General features: G+C 39.9%; 13 protein-coding genes. 3 read left to right on the top strand and 10 right to left on the bottom strand.

Annotated elements, in window-relative coordinates; all coding sequences use genetic code 11:
* The first annotated feature begins 283 nt into the window (after positions 1-283).
* Entirely contained in the window at positions 284-1,225 is a 942-nt protein-coding gene (locus IE867_RS02940; RefSeq protein WP_192483288.1) for a LysR family transcriptional regulator, read from the top strand.
* On the opposite strand, the gene asd is transcribed toward IE867_RS02940, so the two are convergent.
* From asd to acs, 3 genes are all read right to left on the bottom strand, one after another.
* On the bottom strand, positions 1,199-2,290 hold the full coding sequence (gene asd / locus IE867_RS02935) for an aspartate-semialdehyde dehydrogenase (RefSeq protein ID WP_192483366.1): 1,092 nt from the start codon (positions 2,288-2,290) through the stop codon (positions 1,199-1,201). The genes IE867_RS02940 and asd overlap by 27 nt on opposite strands.
* Before the next feature lie 177 nt (positions 2,291-2,467).
* Positions 2,468-3,256 carry a beta-ketoacyl synthase chain length factor gene (locus IE867_RS02930; RefSeq protein WP_192483287.1) on the bottom strand — a complete coding sequence of 263 codons (789 nt, stop codon included), beginning with the start codon at positions 3,254-3,256 and terminating at the stop codon, positions 2,468-2,470.
* Positions 3,257-3,262: 6 nt separating this feature from the next.
* A complete protein-coding gene (acs, locus tag IE867_RS02925) occupies positions 3,263-5,176 on the bottom strand; it encodes an acetate--CoA ligase (RefSeq protein ID WP_192483286.1) in 1,914 nt (637 codons plus the stop codon).
* A gap of 413 nt (positions 5,177-5,589) precedes the next feature.
* On the opposite strand from acs, the gene IE867_RS02920 reads away from it, so the two are divergent.
* Positions 5,590-7,608: a glycosyl hydrolase family 18 protein gene (locus IE867_RS02920; protein ID WP_192483285.1), complete on the top strand. Its 2,019-nt coding sequence runs from the start codon at positions 5,590-5,592 to the stop codon at positions 7,606-7,608.
* A gap of 27 nt (positions 7,609-7,635) precedes the next feature.
* Complete coding sequence (locus tag IE867_RS02915) at positions 7,636-8,490, top strand: substrate-binding periplasmic protein (RefSeq protein WP_192483284.1); 855 nt, start codon at positions 7,636-7,638, stop codon at positions 8,488-8,490.
* A gap of 206 nt (positions 8,491-8,696) precedes the next feature.
* On the opposite strand, the gene fba is transcribed toward IE867_RS02915, so the two are convergent.
* From fba to IE867_RS02880, 7 genes are all read right to left on the bottom strand, one after another.
* Positions 8,697-9,761, bottom strand: coding sequence for a class II fructose-bisphosphate aldolase (gene fba / locus IE867_RS02910; protein WP_192483283.1), 1,065 nt, complete (start codon positions 9,759-9,761; stop codon positions 8,697-8,699).
* A 21-nt stretch (positions 9,762-9,782) separates the two neighbouring features.
* A complete protein-coding gene (gene pyk, locus IE867_RS02905; protein ID WP_192483282.1) occupies positions 9,783-11,216 on the bottom strand; it encodes a pyruvate kinase in 1,434 nt (477 codons plus the stop codon).
* On the bottom strand, positions 11,213-12,400 hold the full coding sequence (locus IE867_RS02900; protein WP_192483281.1) for a phosphoglycerate kinase: 1,188 nt from the start codon (positions 12,398-12,400) through the stop codon (positions 11,213-11,215). Before IE867_RS02900 ends, pyk begins: the two co-directional genes overlap by 4 nt.
* Before the next feature lie 58 nt (positions 12,401-12,458).
* Entirely contained in the window at positions 12,459-13,472 is a 1,014-nt protein-coding gene (gene gap / locus IE867_RS02895) for a type I glyceraldehyde-3-phosphate dehydrogenase (protein ID WP_192483280.1), read from the bottom strand.
* Positions 13,473-13,514: 42 nt separating this feature from the next.
* Positions 13,515-15,530: a transketolase gene (gene tkt / locus IE867_RS02890; RefSeq protein ID WP_192483279.1), complete on the bottom strand. Its 2,016-nt coding sequence runs from the start codon at positions 15,528-15,530 to the stop codon at positions 13,515-13,517.
* Positions 15,531-15,607: 77 nt separating this feature from the next.
* Positions 15,608-16,915, bottom strand: coding sequence for a dihydropteroate synthase (gene folP, locus IE867_RS02885; protein ID WP_192483278.1), 1,308 nt, complete (start codon positions 16,913-16,915; stop codon positions 15,608-15,610).
* Positions 16,903-17,268 (bottom strand): dihydroneopterin aldolase, encoded by a 366-nt coding sequence (locus IE867_RS02880; RefSeq protein WP_192483277.1) that lies wholly within the window; start codon positions 17,266-17,268, stop codon positions 16,903-16,905. Before IE867_RS02880 ends, folP begins: the two co-directional genes overlap by 13 nt.
* Positions 17,269-17,463: the final 195 nt, after the last annotated feature.

The following is a 17,463-nucleotide window of genomic DNA, read 5'->3' as shown; positions in this document are numbered from 1 at the left end:
CAAGAGCTTATAAATTTACCTTATATATCTGTAAATCATGTGTTAATGTCTCATGCTTAATCAGAAATCAACGGCTTGCATTAAGCATTTAAACACTATAGTATTAGCTACCGTAGGTGACAGGAAAAACAAGCAGTAGCGCACTCCCCCTAGCGTGATTCACACGGATGTTTTCTGACTTGCTGCACCTACACTCAGCAATAAAAACAGCCAATGACATTACTCTAAAAGCTATTTATAATACGTTTACATCACAAGTTTAGCTAAGTATGAATCAATCAAAATGGCATATAACTTAACCTACAAACAAATTCAAATATTTTTACAAGTGGTTGAAACAGAAAACTTAACTGAGGCAGCCAACTTACTTCACTTAACGCAACCTGCCGTTACTAAACAAATCAAAAGTTTGGAAATGGACGTTGGCAAAAAGCTTTTTTATTTTAATGGGCGCAAATCACTCTTAACCGCTGAGGGGGAAAACTTTCTGCCCTATGCGCGCGAAATTCAAGCTTCATTTAAAAAACTGCTATATCATTTATCGCATGAAAATAAAGACTACAAATTAAACCTTGTTGTCTCACCTATTTATGATGAGTGGATTATTCAGATATTAAAGCAAGTGAAAAAGTCACACCCTAAACTAAATTATAATATTAACTTTACAACACTTGATTACACGGCATTATATGAACGTTACGATGGCGATTTAATTATCGCCTCTCGTGATATTATGGATAAAAAATATTATAACGAAAAGGTCTGCAATTTAGAAAATTCTCTCGTTTGCTCAAGCGATAATCATGAATTATTAAATAACTTAAACATTGATAATATCTTCAAACAAACCTTTATCACCCTTAAGCTGCAATCATTACTTTATGAACAAACCATCAAATCCGTACCGAAAAACACAGACATCTCAATCTTTTCAAATGCGCAAGTTGCCAAAAAGGCCATTGTTGCTAATTTAGGTATCGGCTGGTTGCCTGACTTTATTTTGCAAAAGGAAATTAAAGATGGCCGCTTGATTCGTATTGTTGATGCATTAAAAGCCAAGGGTGCCTCTGCCAATGATCTACAAAAAGTCACCATGAAAGGATTTACTGCCTACTTAGCCTATCACTTAGATAAACCGATCAATAAGGTAATGCGTGAATTTATTCAAGCGTTGTTTGAGTTATCAACTTCAGCTAATTTAAATGTGAGTAAGACAAATATTTAACATTCTTCTTAAGGGCTCAGCTGCCCCCCACAATAGTTGATCACCCACGGTAAAGAGCTGAATATGTCGATCTGAAAGATTCGTCTTTTTCAAGCGCCCAACCGCAATATCCAAGGTATTACTCACTGCCATCGGCGTTAAATGCTGAGCGGTTTGTTTGGGATCATTGTCAACAAAACGCACCCATTCATTTGCACTTTTTATTTTTTGCTCTATTTCCTTTAAATCAACCGATTGTTTAAGTTCAATCGTCAGCGCCTGACTATGCGCTCTTAACACAGGGACACGCGCACAAATGCCATCAATTGGCAAGGTAGATGATCGTTGTAGAATCTTATTCATTTCTGCTTGCGCTTTCCATTCTTCTTTGCTTTGCCCATTTGCTAATGGTGCATCAATAAAGGGCAGAATATTATATGCCATCGGTGCTGCAAACTCCACACATGGAAAATTGCTTGCAGTCACTTTGCTATGAATATCACGCTCAAGCTTCAAACTATCTGCCATATCAACATCATTGGCCAAAGACATTTGCTTAACAAGCTCAATCATTGCCTTAGCACCGGCGCCAGAAACCGCCTGATAGCTCATGACAGAAATCCAATTAATGAGGTCCTCTTGAAGTAAACCTTGAATCGCTAACATCATCAAACTCACGGTGCAGTTGCCACCGACAAAGTTTTTAACTCCACTTGCTAAAGCGCGATCAATAACATCACGATTGATAGGATCCAACACAATCACACTATCCTCATCCATGCGTAGATGAGAAGCTGCATCAATCCAATAACCTTGCCAACCATTGCCTCTCAATTTAGGTAGCATCTCAGCAGTATAATCACTGCCTTGGCAGGTGACAATAATCTGCATTTGCATCAAGTTATCTATATCATATGCGTCTTGTAATAATTGAGCACCAACACCAAGGATATCGACTTGTTGCCCTTTTTGTGATGTGCTAAAGAAGATAGGATTTAATGACGCAAAGTCATTATTTTGATGCATTCGTTCAAGCAACACTGACCCAACCATACCGCGCCAACCAATAAAGCCAACGTTCTTCATTTGTTTTTTAATCATATTTCTTTCACCAACTTTATTTTAAGTAACTATGCAAATATTATCAGGTATTTTTTGGATTCCCGAATCAAGTTCGAGAATGACGGTGAATCGTCATATTCGGGTTCGGCTTGAATATCCATGATTACCAATAAATATTGCTTAAGCGCTTGCTTCTGCATGCTACTCACCATTGTTTTTATACCAATTAAACTGCCAAAATGCACCGTCTTGTTTAAGTCTGTTATCAAATTGATCACACACCCAAGCTAAAAATACAAGAGCAGGTGGAAACACAGCAGTTTCTGTTGATATGTCTTTTCTTGTTTCGCCTTTAGTGCTTGGTGATAAGTTCAAGCGACAGGTAAAACCCTCTTTTGTTGTATGTACATAATTATCGATAATAAAAGCACAGGCATATTGCTGATCATAATCACAGTGATAGGATTTGTAGCTCTCTGCTAATGGCTCATCATAGATTACCAGTAATACTTGTGAATGCGGATTAAGCTGTAAATAAGTTAGCGCTTCAATCACAGCCATAAAAAATGTATCTTTGCCGCCAGCAATTGAGTTGATATTGGTTTTAATCCCCTGAGATAATGACAAAAGACCAGATGCGGTATTATGCACCGATTGTGAAAAATCCATGGGTGATAACAGCTCTTTTTGGGCAATCTGCCTAAGTAGCGACTGCAGGCGACTACCCTCACCATGCTGTGAGGCAAACACCGTATAATCAATCGCAAGATTTTCTTCAGATTGCGCAAAACAATCCAAAGCCACCTCTAGTGCTTGCTTAACACCTAAGCTTGAGCGACGCTTTAAGCTAGCAGGTACGTGCGTCGTTGCAATATCACCTGAGTTTGGCAGGTCTTGTTTACACGCATGCCATTTCTGCCATTCATCTACCGTGTTAAGTGTCGGTGCCATACCACTAAAATGGCGCAGGTTAAAAGTAAAGCTTGTCATAAATTCTTAATAGATATTCTCTGTTTTTCGATAGTCTACACGATGTAGCACTAAATCTTTAACACAACTTTCATCTGCCAACGTCGAGGTATCACCGATTTGTTGCTCTTCAAAATGAGCGATCTTTCTTAAAATGCGGCGCATAATCTTACCCGATCTTGTTTTTGGCAGCATCGCCGCCCATTGGATTACCTTAATACTGGCAATTGGTCCATAGGTTTTCCTAACCCATTGAATAATCTCTTTTTTAAGTGAGTCATCTGGATTAATACCCTTTTCTAGGGTGATATATGCATAGATCACCTCACCTTTGATACTATCAGGAATACCAACAACCGCAGTTTCAGCAACCGCTGGGTGTGAGTCGATGACACTTTCAATCTCAGCCGTACCAATTCTATGTCCGGCAATACTAATTACATCATCTAAACGCCCAGAGATCCAATAATGGCTATCTTGATCACGATAAGCACCGTCACCTGGGAAATAATATCCCGGATAAACATTAAAATAGCTTTGCATATAGCGCTCATGATCTCCCCATAAGCTACGCATCATCCCAGGCCATGGTTGTTTGATTACCAATGCGCCATAATCATGTGCTTCTAATGCACCTTCGACTTCTTTAGCTGAAGTTTTATCTAAAATAGCCACATCAACACCCCAAAATGGCGTCATTGCTGAGCCTGGTTTCTGCTTGTGACTAAAATCAGGACTTATCATAATGCCACCGGTTTCAGTTTGCCACCACGTATCAACAATAGCACATTGTTCTTTGCCAACTTGTTCATGATACCAATGCCACGCTTCGCGATTAATCGGCTCACCAACACTGCCTAAAATACGTAATGAATCACGCATGGTTTGAGCTAAAACGGCATCATCACCTTCGGCTTGTAGCGCACGAATTGCCGTTGGTGCTGTATAAAAAATACTGACTTTATACTTATCAACCACATCAAAGAAACGTGATTTTTGCGGATAACTTGGTACGCCTTCAAATAACACGCTCGTAGTCGCATTAACAAGTGGGCCATACACCACATAGGAATGCCCTGTAATCCAGCCAACATCTGCGGTACACCAATAAACATCATCACTCTGAATATCAAAAATATGTTTGTGCGTTGTCGCTGCATAAACCAAGTAGCCAGCGGTAGTATGCACCACACCTTTAGGTTTACCTGTTGAGCCTGAGGTGTACAGGATAAACAATGGATCTTCAGCCTTCATTACTTCAACACGGCAGATGGCAGGCACAGTATCAACAAGCACTTTGTAATCAACATCAAGCGTATCATTCCAGTTGATTGGATTATTGGCATATTTAACGACTAATATTTTTTTTACACTTGGACACTGCTTTAATGCTTCATCGACATTGGCTTTAAGTGCCACGGCTTTGCCACCTCTAAAACCACCATCAGCAGTAATGATAAATTTTGATTGAGCATCATTAACTCTATCAGCAATAGCTACTGGTGAGAAACCACCAAAGATAACGGAATGTATGGCACCAATACGTGCACATGCCAACATGGCAATAGGGGCCTCAACAATCATCGGTAAATAAATACAGACCACATCACCTTTTTTAACACCAATCGACTTTAAGACATTGGCAAAACGATTCACCTCTTCATAAAGCGTTTGATAGCTTATAGATTTACTATGTTCAGGGTTATCACCTTCCCAATAAAAAGCAACTTTATCGGCATGCTTTTCAAGATGGCGATCAACACAGTTATAACAGGCGTTTAACTCACCTTCTTCAAACCATTTGATATTTCCTTCTTTGAAACTACCACTATTAACGGTTTGCCACGGACTTATCCAATCGATAATCTGACTTTTCTTCGCCCAGAAATTTTGCGTTTGTTCGATACTTTGTGCGTATTCTGTCAACCAACCTTTTGACATGACCTGTGATTCCTTAGCCTTCCAATTTAACTCCTTAAAAAGAGTATCAAAAAAGCCATCGATTTCCTAACGTTTATGCATAGAATGTCTCTTGTCATAGTATGAGCTAAGACTAAATATTCACCCACAAGCGCCCACCGTTCTCTGAGCGTAAGTCGAAGGGAAACTTGGGAAAATCACACTTCATAGAGGCTTCGACTTACGCTCAGCCAACGCTTGCACAATCAAAGGGGCAAAAATATAGTCATAGCCTAATTATGCTTAACCTATCATTGGTCAACAGCACAGCTCTCATTAGCATATCTTATATGCTTATAACAACGCTTGATGCTCATTTTGTCGCCTAAATACATCTTTTAACTTATGCTTTCCCTGTCGAAAACAAAACAGTTTAACCATCTATGGAGAAAAGTATGAAAAATAAGAAAATCTTATCGAAAGTCATTATTGCTAGCATTATAAGTACCGGATTAAGTGGTATTGCTCATAGTGCACATTTTACTTACCCTGAAAATATTGCAAGTTATCAAACAGGGGATACCGTAACAAATAATGGTAAAACCTATGAATGTATTGGTGGATCTTGGTGTACACAATCACATAATGAACCAGGAGTTGCCGGATTTGAACATTGGTGGCAATCTGCTTGGCAAGAAACCGGCACACCAAGTCCTGATCCTGAGCCAACACCAGATCCTGAACCAACGCCTGACCCACAACCTGAACCAACACCAGTGCCTGAGCAGTGTACGGGAGACATTCCAACCAACCCACAAGCATACAAGGGTGCTGACGATGGGTATTGGGGCGGATATAGCAAAGGTGACTTTGTCCTATACGAAGATCAAATATGGCAAGTTGGTAACACTTGGTGGACAAATGATGTCCCTGGCACCTCAAGTGCTTGGCAAGTATGCGCGGGTCACACTGTTGCTGATCTTAAAGTGACGATAAGTGGAGACACTCACGGCATTGCCGATGATCATCAAATTGCTTTAATGATCGGTGATAAGTTGCATATGATCCCACTTTCAGGCACAACCATTGGCTTAAGCAAAGGCGAACATAGCTTTAGTGTTAATGATATCATTGACTTTGAAGATGGACATATCTACGTTGCGCAATTAAGTACATCAAGCATTGATGCCAAAGACAAAGAGCACTACGCACTTGATATTCACTTTGATGTTCAAGAAATACCTTACAGCACAGTTAATATCGATGTTGATTTTAATGGTGCAGTACCAATAGCATATCCAAAGGCATCAATAGCAGGCACTAGTGGCAATCAATACCAATCAGATGCACAGTACTTACAAGTAGGCAGTAATGCATTTAAAGTACCAAGCATTGGTAGCTATCAAATCAAAGGTGAAAGCTTCACTATGGATGGTCTAAAATACAGTGCAATGCCTATTAGCATTATTGATGGTATTATCCAAGGAGATGCCAAATTACAATATCAAGCAAAAGCAGATGAACCATTAATGGTTGGTTATCTAACCAACTGGAACCAACAACTAAAAATTAGCGAGGCAATTGAGCGTGGTTATAACACAATTGTATTGGCCTTTGCCGTGGTTGATGGCACTAATGTTGACATGCACTCACCATGGAATATCTATGCTGATTGGCAAAATGATGGCAACTGGCAAGATAATATGCAAAAAGATATTGAGCTTGCTAAGCAAAGCGGCAAATTAAAGCATGTGATCTTATCGGTTGGTGGTGAGCATAATACCTTTGCACCGAATGATGCTGATCCAGCAATTGTTGCACAAAACATCGTTAACTATGCCAAATCCCTAGGTGCTGATGGTATTGATTTTGATCTTGAAAATTTAGGCGGCATTGATGAAAAGAAAATGGAAGCCGATATCTATGCAATAATTCAAGCGATTAAACAAATTGATGCTGATTTTGTCATTACTGCTGCACCTCAGTTTAATCTAATTGACAATGGTGAAGTACATCTTGTAAACACCGGAACTCAGCGTATTTATGAAAAATCTGTCGCTGCTGGATTGTTTGACTATATCTTTGTTCAAGAGTACAACACAGGACACTACTGCATTGATCAATTTGGCATTGGCTCGATATGCAATGGTGCAAGTGCAACAAATATTAACCAAATGCACCCTCAATTTGTCGTTAATAGCTTTGTGCGCTTAAAGCAAATCATTCCAGAGAATACTAAAATTGTCCCAGGCCAACCTTCGGATAAAACCGCAGCAGGACTTGCTACTGTTTACAATGGTGTTTACAAAGATCGTGCTTATAGTGAGCTATGCAAAGCATACCAAACGCCAAGTGTCTTTAATGACCCACAATTTGGTGGTGCAATGAGTTGGAGTATTAATCAAGATGCTAAAAATGGTTACAAGTTCGTTAATGCGATCTTTGCCAACAATTGTGATGGCGTGCAAAATTAAATTGTGAAAAGCAAACTGTGATCATGGATGATTTCTAACACGATAAGTGCTAATGTTGAAGCGGTAATTACATCAACAGGAAGGAAACACAACATGGAAGGTAAAGGGCTCTTTCAACACTATCTACAAATAACCAAAATCATCGCGCTTGCTATCTGTGCTATGCCAGCGCTAAGCCAAGCACAAGAAAGTCACTCAACACTGAAACTTTGCGCTGAACCTTGGCCACCTTATGACTACAAACATAACAATACTGTACTTGGCTCTGATGTGACGTTGAACAAACAAGTACTAAAGCGACTTAATGTAACAACCCAAATCTATATCATGCCATGGAAGCAATGTTGGAAGCTTGTTAAATATGGCAAAATGGATGGCGCTTTGATGGTTTCTAAAAAGAAAGCTCGTGAACCTTATGTCTATTATCCAGACACACCAACAGCACATGTCAACTACACTTGGATTACCAACCAAAACCATCAAAAACAATATTTTGATCTATGTCCAAATCTCAGCACACTTAATCTTACGATTGGGCTTGTCAAAGATAATAGCTACTCAAGTCAATTATTAAGCTGTCTCGCCAAATCATATAATGCTAAGCACATCCAAACATATAACACACTTGAGCAAGCATTAAGAATGTTAATTATGAACAAAGTTCAACTAATCCCCGCCATTCCAGAGGTTGTAGAACATTTAGATCAAGATATTAAACTTGAAGGGATTGTTATTCATCCGACACCGATTTTTAGTAAAACGTATTACACGGTATTTTCTAAAAAGTCTAAGTTCAGTAATGACAAATATCAAAATATAGAGACATTGACCAAAGACTTCGCTAAAACGTTATCCTTAGTCAACAAAAAGCAGATGGGGTAGTTGAGCAAAAGTGCATAACCCTATTATTTAACTGGAGTTACGAACTTTTGCTATTTCAACACCCCGCCTCGCAAGCTCGGCACCCCTCTTGGAAAGAGGGGAATTAAAATCACCGTCACCCGATTCCCCTCTTTCCAAGAGGGGTGGCAGCCGTAGGCTGACGGGGTGTTTATAAAATCATATTTTTTTAAAGTGCGTAACTTCAGTTATTTAACGCGAGGGTCTAATTCACCCGTTTGGTACATTTGATACATTTTCTCTAAAGAGATTGGCTTGATTTTATCTGCCATACCCGCCGCACCAAAAGCTTCATAACGCGCCTGACAGATATCACGCATCGCATCCTTGGCTACAACGTTATACTTACGTGGATCAAATTCCGCGCGATGTGTTGCCATAAATTTGCGAATCGCTCCAGTAGCTGCCATACGTAGATCGGTATCAATATTGACTTTTCTGACACCGTATTTGATTGCTTCAACGATTTCAGCAACAGGTACACCGTAGGTCTCACCCATATCACCACCGTACTCATTGATGACTTTAAGCCAATCTTGTGGCACTGAAGATGAACCATGCATTACCAAATGCGTATCTGGAATACGTGCATGAATCTCTTTAACACGTGAGATCGCTAAAACATCACCTGTAGGTGGTTTGGTAAATTTATACGCACCGTGACTTGTGCCAATTGCAATGGCTAAAGCATCCACTTTTGTTTCTTTGACAAATTGTGCTGCTTCTTCCGGATCAGTTAACATCTGATCATGTGACAAAGTGCCAACAGCACCCACGCCATCTTCTTCACCGGCTTGCCCTGTTTCAAGTGAACCTAAACAACCAAGCTCACCTTCAACGGATACACCACAAGCATGCGCCATTTCAGCAGTACGCTTAGTAACCTCAACGTTATAATCATAATCTGCAGGTGTTTTGCCATCTGCTTTTAATGAACCATCCATCATTACTGATGAAAAGCCTAATTGAATAGAACGTTGGCAAACATCTGGTGATGTCCCGTGATCTTGATGCATACATACTGGAATATCTGGATATTCTTCAATCGCAGCTAATACAAGGTGACGAATAAAAGGTGCTCCTGCATATTTTCTAGCACCTGCTGAAGCTTGCAAGATAACCGGTGCTTTAACTTTGCTTGCGGCTTCCATTACCGCACGGATTTGCTCTAAATTATTCACATTAAATGCAGGAATACCATAACGATGTTCTGCTGCATGATCCAATAATTGACGTAATGATACTAATGCCATTTTCTTATCCTTATTTTTTATTTAAACCACATTACCGGCTTGAATAACCTTAATCTTATTGGTACCACCATTAACACCCATATGATCACCACTGGTTAAGACCATCCATTCACCCGGCTTAACAATGCCACGCTTCTCAAGCTCAAGCGATGCCTCACGATTCACATAAAAGCGTGCCATGCGCGTTGAGTCAAACTCAATCGGTACAACACCACGATAAAGTGTCATTTTACCCAAAGTCATACGATTACGTGATAATGCATAAATTGGCAAATGAGTATTAATACGTGACATCCATAATGCAGTAGAGCCTGATTCAGTTAATGAGATAATCGCTTTAGCATCAACATGATTTGCTAAATAAACAGCAGCACTCGCTACGGCTTCATCAACACGATCATGGTGGCGCGTCACATTATCTTTAGAGACGATATGCACCAAGTTGCTATTCTCAGCTGCCTCACACACACGTGACATTGCAGAGACCGTTTCAACAGGATAGTCGCCTGCTGCAGATTCAGCTGACAACATAACCACATCAGTACCATCTAATACCGCATTGGCAACATCGGACACTTCAGCACGTGTTGGTGTTGAGCTTGTAATCATTGACTCCATCATTTGCGTTGCGGTAATAACGACTTTATCAAGCTCACGCGTCAAGCGAATAATCATCTTCTGAGCTGCGGGGACATTCTCATCGCCTATCTCAACCGCTAAATCACCACGCGCAACCATAATTGCATCGGATGCTTTAATAATCTCTTTTATATTTGCTACAGCTTCAGTGCGCTCAATCTTAGCAACAACGCCTGCTTCTGAGCCTGATTCTAGCAATAACTTGCGCGCATACTCCATATCTTTAGCATCGCGCGGGAAAGAAACCGCCACATAATCCACTTCAAGTGCAGCAGCTGTTTTAATATCTTCTTTGTCTTTTTCTGTTAAGGCAGGCGCTGTTAAGCCACCCCCTTTTTTGTTAATACCTTTATTGTTAGAAAGCTTGCCACCCACAGTGATTTTACAATGCACTTTAGCACCTTCAACTTTGGCAACTGTTAGTACAACTTTGCCATCATCTAGCAGTAAGACATCACCTTTTTTAACATCATTTGGTAACTCTTTGTAATCAATACCTACTGACTTTTCATTGCCAGCTGCCTTATCCATTTCAGCATCTAGAATAAATGTATCGCCATTTTTCAAGATCACTTTGCCATCTTTGAATTTAGCCACTCGGATTTTAGGACCTTGTAAATCAGCTAATACACCAATATAAACACCCTTTTCTTTGGCAACTTCACGAATCAGTTGTACACGTTTACGGTGATCATCTGCCGTACCATGCGAGAAATTGCAACGCACCGCATTCAATCCGGCATCGACCATTTTACTTAGCACTTCTTTGGACTCGCTTGCAGGTCCTATGGTTGCTAAGATTTTCGTTCTTCTCATGCTTTCACCTCTTGCGCACGTTCACATAACACTTCAACACCAGGTAATGTTTTGCCTTCAATAAACTCTAAAAAGGCACCCCCTGCCGTTGAAATATACGATACTTTATCTTTGATATTAAACTTCTCAATAGCAGCAATGGTATCGCCACCACCTGCAACTGAAAAAGCATCTGAATCAGCAATTGCCTTGGCAATCGCTTTGGTCCCTAGCTCAAACTCTGAAAACTCAAATACACCTACTGGACCATTCCATAAAATGGTTTTGGCTTTAGCAATTGTTGTTGCAAGTTTTACCTCTGTCAAAGGACCAATATCTAAAATCATATCATCCGGTTCAATTGATTCGATGGTTTTAATCTCAGCTTTAGCCTCTTCGCTAAAGCTTTTGGCAACACGGACATCAAGAGGTAATGGAATATCAGCACCCTTTGCGCGCGCTTTATCGATCAAGGCACGCGCCGTGTCAACAAGGTCTGCTTCTATCAATGATTTGCCGACATTAAAGCCTGCCGCAACTAAAAACGTATTAGCAATACCACCACCAACAATTAATTGGTCGACTTGATCGATTAAGTTCTCAAGCACGGTTAATTTGGTTGATACTTTTGAACCACCAACAATCGCTGCTAATGGCTTTTGTGGACTTTTCAACACCGCTTTAAGTGCGTTTAACTCTTCAGTTAGTAGAAGTCCCGCACAAGCAACTGGTGCATATTTAGCAACACCATAAGTCGAGGCTTGCGCTCTGTGCGCTGTTGCAAAGGCATCCATTACAAAGACATCACATAAACTCGCAAGCCTCTGTGATAATGCATCATCTGATTTTTTCTCACCTTTGTTAAAGCGCACATTTTCACAGATTACGACATCACCGGCATTGACGTTCACACCAGAAAGATAGTCTTTGATAAGATTTACCGACTGACCTAGCTTTTGTGTTAAGCATTCTGCCACAGGTTTAAGTGAATACGCCTCATTATACTGACCTTCCTCTGGACGCCCTAAGTGTGACATTAATATCACACTGGCACCTTGGTCTAATGCATATTTAATGGTTGGTAATGCAGCATCAATGCGTACGAAACTGGTCACTTTGCCATCTTTGACTGGCACATTGAAATCAACGCGCATCAGGACTTTTTTGCCCTTTAATGGCACATCCGTTATTGATAAAAAGTTCATTATTAATCCTTAAAAACAAAAAAGGCGTCTTCACGCCTTAAATACTTTTTTACTTCTTTTACTTAGCTGCAAACCACGCTTTTGTCGTTCTTAGCATCTGGTTTGAGAAGCCCCATTCATTGTCATACCAAGAAAGCACTTTAACAAGATTACCAATCACACGCGTTTGTGTGGCATCAAAGATTGATGGATGTGGGTTATGGTTAAAGTCCATAGATACCAATGGCTCAACATTATAGCCCAATACCCCTTTTAAATTACCTGCTTCAGAAGCGGCTTTTAACAAACCATTAACTTCTTCTACAGAAGTGTGCTTTTTAGCAGTGAATGTCAAATCAACTACTGATACGTTAATCGTTGGTACACGCATTGCAAAACCATCTAAACGCCCTTTAAGGTCAGGAAGGACTAGACCTACTGCGGCAGCGGCTCCTGTTTTAGTTGGGATCATATTGTGTGCGGCAGCGCGTGCGCGATGTAAGTCTTTATGATAACTGTCAACAATTTTTTGATCATTGGTATAAGCATGAATCGTTGTCATTAAACCTTCTTGAATACCAATGCTATCGTTTAATACTTTGGCTACAGGTGCCAAACAGTTTGTTGTGCATGACGCATTAGAAATAACCGTCATATCAGAAGTTAATACATCATGATTCACACCATAAACAATCGTTGCATCAACATCATTGCCACCAGGAGCTGAGATAACAACCTTTTTAGCACCCGCTTGAATATGCGCGCTACACTTCTCTTTTGAAGTGAATAAACCAGTACATTCAAAGACCACATCAATATCCAAATCTTTCCATGGCAAATCAGCTGGGTTACGCTCAGCTAAGATTTTAATGCGATCGTTATTGATTACCATTTCGTTGTTTTGTAAAGAAACATCTGCGTTGAAACGCCCGTGTGTTGTGTCATATTTTGTCAAATGAACATTGACTTCAGGGCTACCCAAATCATTAATGGCAACGATTTTAAACTCGTTTGTTAAACCTGCTTCATAAATCGCACGTAATACACAACGACCGATGCGACCATAACCATTAATTGCAATTTTAATTGCCATCTTTCATTTCTCCTTTTTTAAACTAGTCATACCATATATGACTTATAAACTTTCAACCGTTGTTTTAGCTAGAAGCGCTTTGGCTTTAGTCACAGCATTTTGCGCTGTTAAGCCAAATGCTTCATATAATTTTTCAGCCGGCGCTGATTCACCAAAGTGATTTAAGCCAATCACATCTCCACCTGTCTTTGGCAATAAACGATACCATAAATCACCTTGTGCCGCTTCCATGACTACTGCAGGAATACTTTGTTTTATCACGGATTGTTGATAACCATCATCTTGTTGCATGAATTTCTCAACGCAAGGCATAGACACAACATTAACTGCTATACCTTCTTTGGTTAATGTCTCCGCTGCATCACACATGATACTCACTTCAGAGCCTGTAGCAATCAATGTAATCTCAGCATTTTGTGTTTCTCTTAATAAGTAACCACCCTTTTTAACCAACTGTGCTTGCGTATTGCTTGTCACTAAAGTTGGTAGATTCTGACGAGAAAGTGCCAACAATGATGGTGTGCTTTGCTCTTCAACAGCACACTGCCATGCAACCGCTGTTTCAACAACATCTGCTGGGCGCCACACATTTAAATTTGGCATCACACGCAGACTTGGTACATGTTCAATTGGCTGATGTGTTGGACCATCTTCGCCTAAACCAATTGAGTCATGCGTCATTACATAAACCACTGGTTGCTTCATAATCGCACTCATACGAATGGCGTTTCGCGCATAATCACTAAACACCAAGAAAGTACCACCATAAGGTCTAAAGCCACCATAAAGCGACATGCCATTCATCATCGCTGCCATGCCAAACTCACGCACACCATAAGACAGGTAATTCGCATGTTTTTCATGATTATTAAGCCACTTGCTGCCTGACCAGTTGGTTAAGTTAGAACCTGTTAAATCTGCTGAACCACCAAACATATCCGGTAATATTTTACAGATTTCCTCTAATGCCATCTGTGATGCTTTGCGCGTTGCTACCGTTGGCTTGTCATTCAGCAGCTTATTGATATAGTCATTTATCAATCCACCAAAGTCTTGCGGTAAACTTTTGCTTAAACGCGCATTTAATTCATTAAACTCATTAGGATACGCTTTTTGATATTCAGCAAACTGTTCATTCCAGTTCTGCTCTGATGTTGAACCTTTTTCAACATCTGACCAATCTGCATAAATATCACTTGGAATTTCAAAAGGCGCATGATGCCAATCAAGCGCCTTACGAGTATTGATAATCTCCTCATCACCCAAAGGTGCACCGTGCACACTATGGCTACCTGCTTTATTTGGTGAGCCTTGACCAATCTTGGTTTTGCAACAAATCAATGTTGGTTTTGAGCTTTCCGCTTGCGCCTTAGCAATAGCTGCATCAATGGCGTCAAAATCATGGCCATCGACATGCGTAATAACCTGCCAACCATAAGCTTCATAGCGCTTAGCAACATCTTCGGTAAACCAACCCTTTACATCTCCATCGATCGAAATACTATTATCATCCCAAAAAGCGATTAATTTGCCTAACTTCAACGTGCCTGCTAAAGAACTTACTTCATGTGACACGCCTTCCATTAAACAACCATCACCCATAAATACATAGGTAAAGTGATTAATAATCTCATGTGCCGGTTGATTATAGCTATCGGCTAATAGCTTTTCTGCCAGCGCCATACCAACGGCATTTGCAATACCTTGTCCCAAAGGGCCGGTTGTTGTCTCAATACCTGGCGCGTAACCATATTCAGGATGCCCTGGTGTTTTTGAATGCAGTTGTCTGAAATTCTTTAAGTCATCAACTGATAAATCATAACCTGTCAAATGCAATAAAGAATATAATAACATTGAGCCATGACCATTTGATAACACAAAGCGGTCACGATTAAGCCAATGTGGGTTTTTAGGATTATGTTTTAGATATTTACGCCACAGTACTGTCGCGATATCTGCCATGCCCATCGGCATACCTGGGTGTCCTGATTTTGCTTTCTGTACAGCGTCCATTGAGAGAAAACGAATAGCATTTGCAAGAGTTATGTTTGAATTCATCTGCCTTCCAAAAGTTAATAATGTTTGCGGGCAAAAGTGTAACATAACTATTTGCTAAATGCAGTGACCTTCCGCCATTAAATATGCTTCGCTATCGCAGTTAATCGAACATTATGCACGCGCAGATAATCAACATCTTTTTTCATCAAATCACGCGAAATCATTGCTGTAGAGAGATCCTTTTTGGCATTGTCTTTAGTTGCAACATATGGCATGACAGATGATTTACGTGAATGCCCGACGAGTATTTTAATGCCAAGCGCTTCTTTTATCTCAGTAACGGCATCAAGTAAGCATTGTGCTTGATAGGCTGTTTTACCAAAACCAATGCCGATATCGAAAATAAGCCTTTCTTTGCACATACCCGCATCTAAAAGTATTTGTATTTTTTCTTTCGCAAAAGCAATAACCTCAGATACTGGATCACAATCAACTGCCAAATATTTACCACCGGCAACACCTAATTGATGCATAAAAACATAATCAATATTTTTGTCTTTGATTAAGGCAGCAATGAGATTTGCTTCAATACCATAAATATCATTAATGATGTTGACACAACTGTAATTCAGCGTTTTCTCCACTACTTCAGCATGATAAGTATCAATACTGACCTTAAGATCTACAGGTAACACGTGCGCATTCACCAATGACTCGACAATCTCTAGATAAGGCTTTAATCTTTGCCAATACACCTCTGCAGTTATTGGCTTTACATCCGGCTTAGTGCTCTCAGCGCCTAAATCAATCACTTCGGCACCTTCGTTAACAAGCTCAATAATATACTGCTCAAACTCCTCAAGTGGTACTATCTCTTCACTTTGTTGCGAGAAAGAATCATTCGATAAATTGACAATCGCCATAATTTGACTACCTGCTAAGGTAAAGGGTGCCAACTCAAGCATTGGCATTTTTTTTATATTTTTTATATATTGATACAGATCACCCGAATACTGAGGATGACACCAACAAGGGTAAACATCCAACAAAGATTTTAATGCAAAGTTACGCTTCAACAATTCCTTATGCGGAATCGTTAAATACTCACTTTGATAGCTTAAATCTTCATAGCACAAAATATCGATATCGATTTCACGTGGCGACCAAAAAGCATGCTCTGGATCGCGCCCTAGCGTTGTTTCAATCCTTTTTATTTCACTTAATAGCACATCAGGTTCTAAATCCGTCTGTACCAAAACAGCTAAATTATAGTAATCGATATCCCAACTTGGTGGCGCATTAACTGGCAAAAGCGCTTTGGTTTGATAGATGGGTGAGACTCTTTGCACCTGACCAATACGCTTTGCAATCAAATCAACTGCTTGACGCAAGTTTGATAACTTACGACCAACATTACTGCCTAGCCCCAAGACTATCTCGGACATACATGTTCCACACAAAAGCTTGCCAATGCCACATTATCTAGCGGTGGTTTTTTATGCAGTTCAAGGTAAATATCTACTTTACATGCTTCGAGCATCTCTTTTAGCGCATCAAGCAATGATTGTGCTAGATGCTCGATTAATTGATAACGCTTGTGCCGTGCGGTTTTTAGCAATAATTCATTGATACTTGCATAGCAAATCGTCTCGTTAAGATCATCACTGATACATCCTCTTGGCACTTTGTGATAGCTAATGATTAGATCCAGCTTAACCTGTTGCAATTGCGCTTGCTCAAAGTCATAGACACCAAGATAAACATCCAAGATGACCTCAGTGAGTTTCAGCTTATACATATACACCATCCAAAAAACATTAAAAATTTCTTTGACACGTAACACCTCAAAATAATTTACACGCGGTATATGCCAATTCAGTAATGACATTCGCTTCCAAAAGTTGGTATTATCGACGACATCGTTAAAAATCGATAGTTTTAAATAGCGTTCACTGTGAAAAAATTTATTTTACTTATTTTAGCTTCAATAAGC

The sequence above is a fragment of the Cysteiniphilum marinum genome (assembly GCF_014857925.1).
GTDB lineage: Bacteria > Pseudomonadota > Gammaproteobacteria > Francisellales > Francisellaceae > Caedibacter > Caedibacter marinus.
This window is presented reverse-complemented; position numbering and strand designations above follow the sequence as displayed.

What these genes read in the sequence shown, in the direction of transcription:
- pyk (WP_192483282.1), bottom strand. Translation starts at nt 11,216, where the DNA reads ATGAGAAGAACGAAAATCTTAGCAACCATAGGACCTGCAAGCGAGTCC.
- IE867_RS02915 (WP_192483284.1), top strand. Translation starts at nt 7,636, where the DNA reads ATGATTTCTAACACGATAAGTGCTAATGTTGAAGCGGTAATTACATCA.
- asd (WP_192483366.1), bottom strand. Translation starts at nt 2,290, where the DNA reads ATGAAGAACGTTGGCTTTATTGGTTGGCGCGGTATGGTTGGGTCAGTG.
- IE867_RS02940 (WP_192483288.1), top strand. Translation starts at nt 284, where the DNA reads ATGGCATATAACTTAACCTACAAACAAATTCAAATATTTTTACAAGTG.
- IE867_RS02930 (WP_192483287.1), bottom strand. Translation starts at nt 3,256, where the DNA reads ATGACAAGCTTTACTTTTAACCTGCGCCATTTTAGTGGTATGGCACCG.
- IE867_RS02900 (WP_192483281.1), bottom strand. Translation starts at nt 12,400, where the DNA reads ATGAACTTTTTATCAATAACGGATGTGCCATTAAAGGGCAAAAAAGTC.
- tkt (WP_192483279.1), bottom strand. Translation starts at nt 15,530, where the DNA reads ATGAATTCAAACATAACTCTTGCAAATGCTATTCGTTTTCTCTCAATG.
- fba (WP_192483283.1), bottom strand. Translation starts at nt 9,761, where the DNA reads ATGGCATTAGTATCATTACGTCAATTATTGGATCATGCAGCAGAACAT.
- IE867_RS02880 (WP_192483277.1), bottom strand. Translation starts at nt 17,268, where the DNA reads ATGTATAAGCTGAAACTCACTGAGGTCATCTTGGATGTTTATCTTGGT.
- gap (WP_192483280.1), bottom strand. Translation starts at nt 13,472, where the DNA reads ATGGCAATTAAAATTGCAATTAATGGTTATGGTCGCATCGGTCGTTGT.
- IE867_RS02920 (WP_192483285.1), top strand. Translation starts at nt 5,590, where the DNA reads ATGAAAAATAAGAAAATCTTATCGAAAGTCATTATTGCTAGCATTATA.
- folP (WP_192483278.1), bottom strand. Translation starts at nt 16,915, where the DNA reads ATGTCCGAGATAGTCTTGGGGCTAGGCAGTAATGTTGGTCGTAAGTTA.
- acs (WP_192483286.1), bottom strand. Translation starts at nt 5,176, where the DNA reads ATGTCAAAAGGTTGGTTGACAGAATACGCACAAAGTATCGAACAAACG.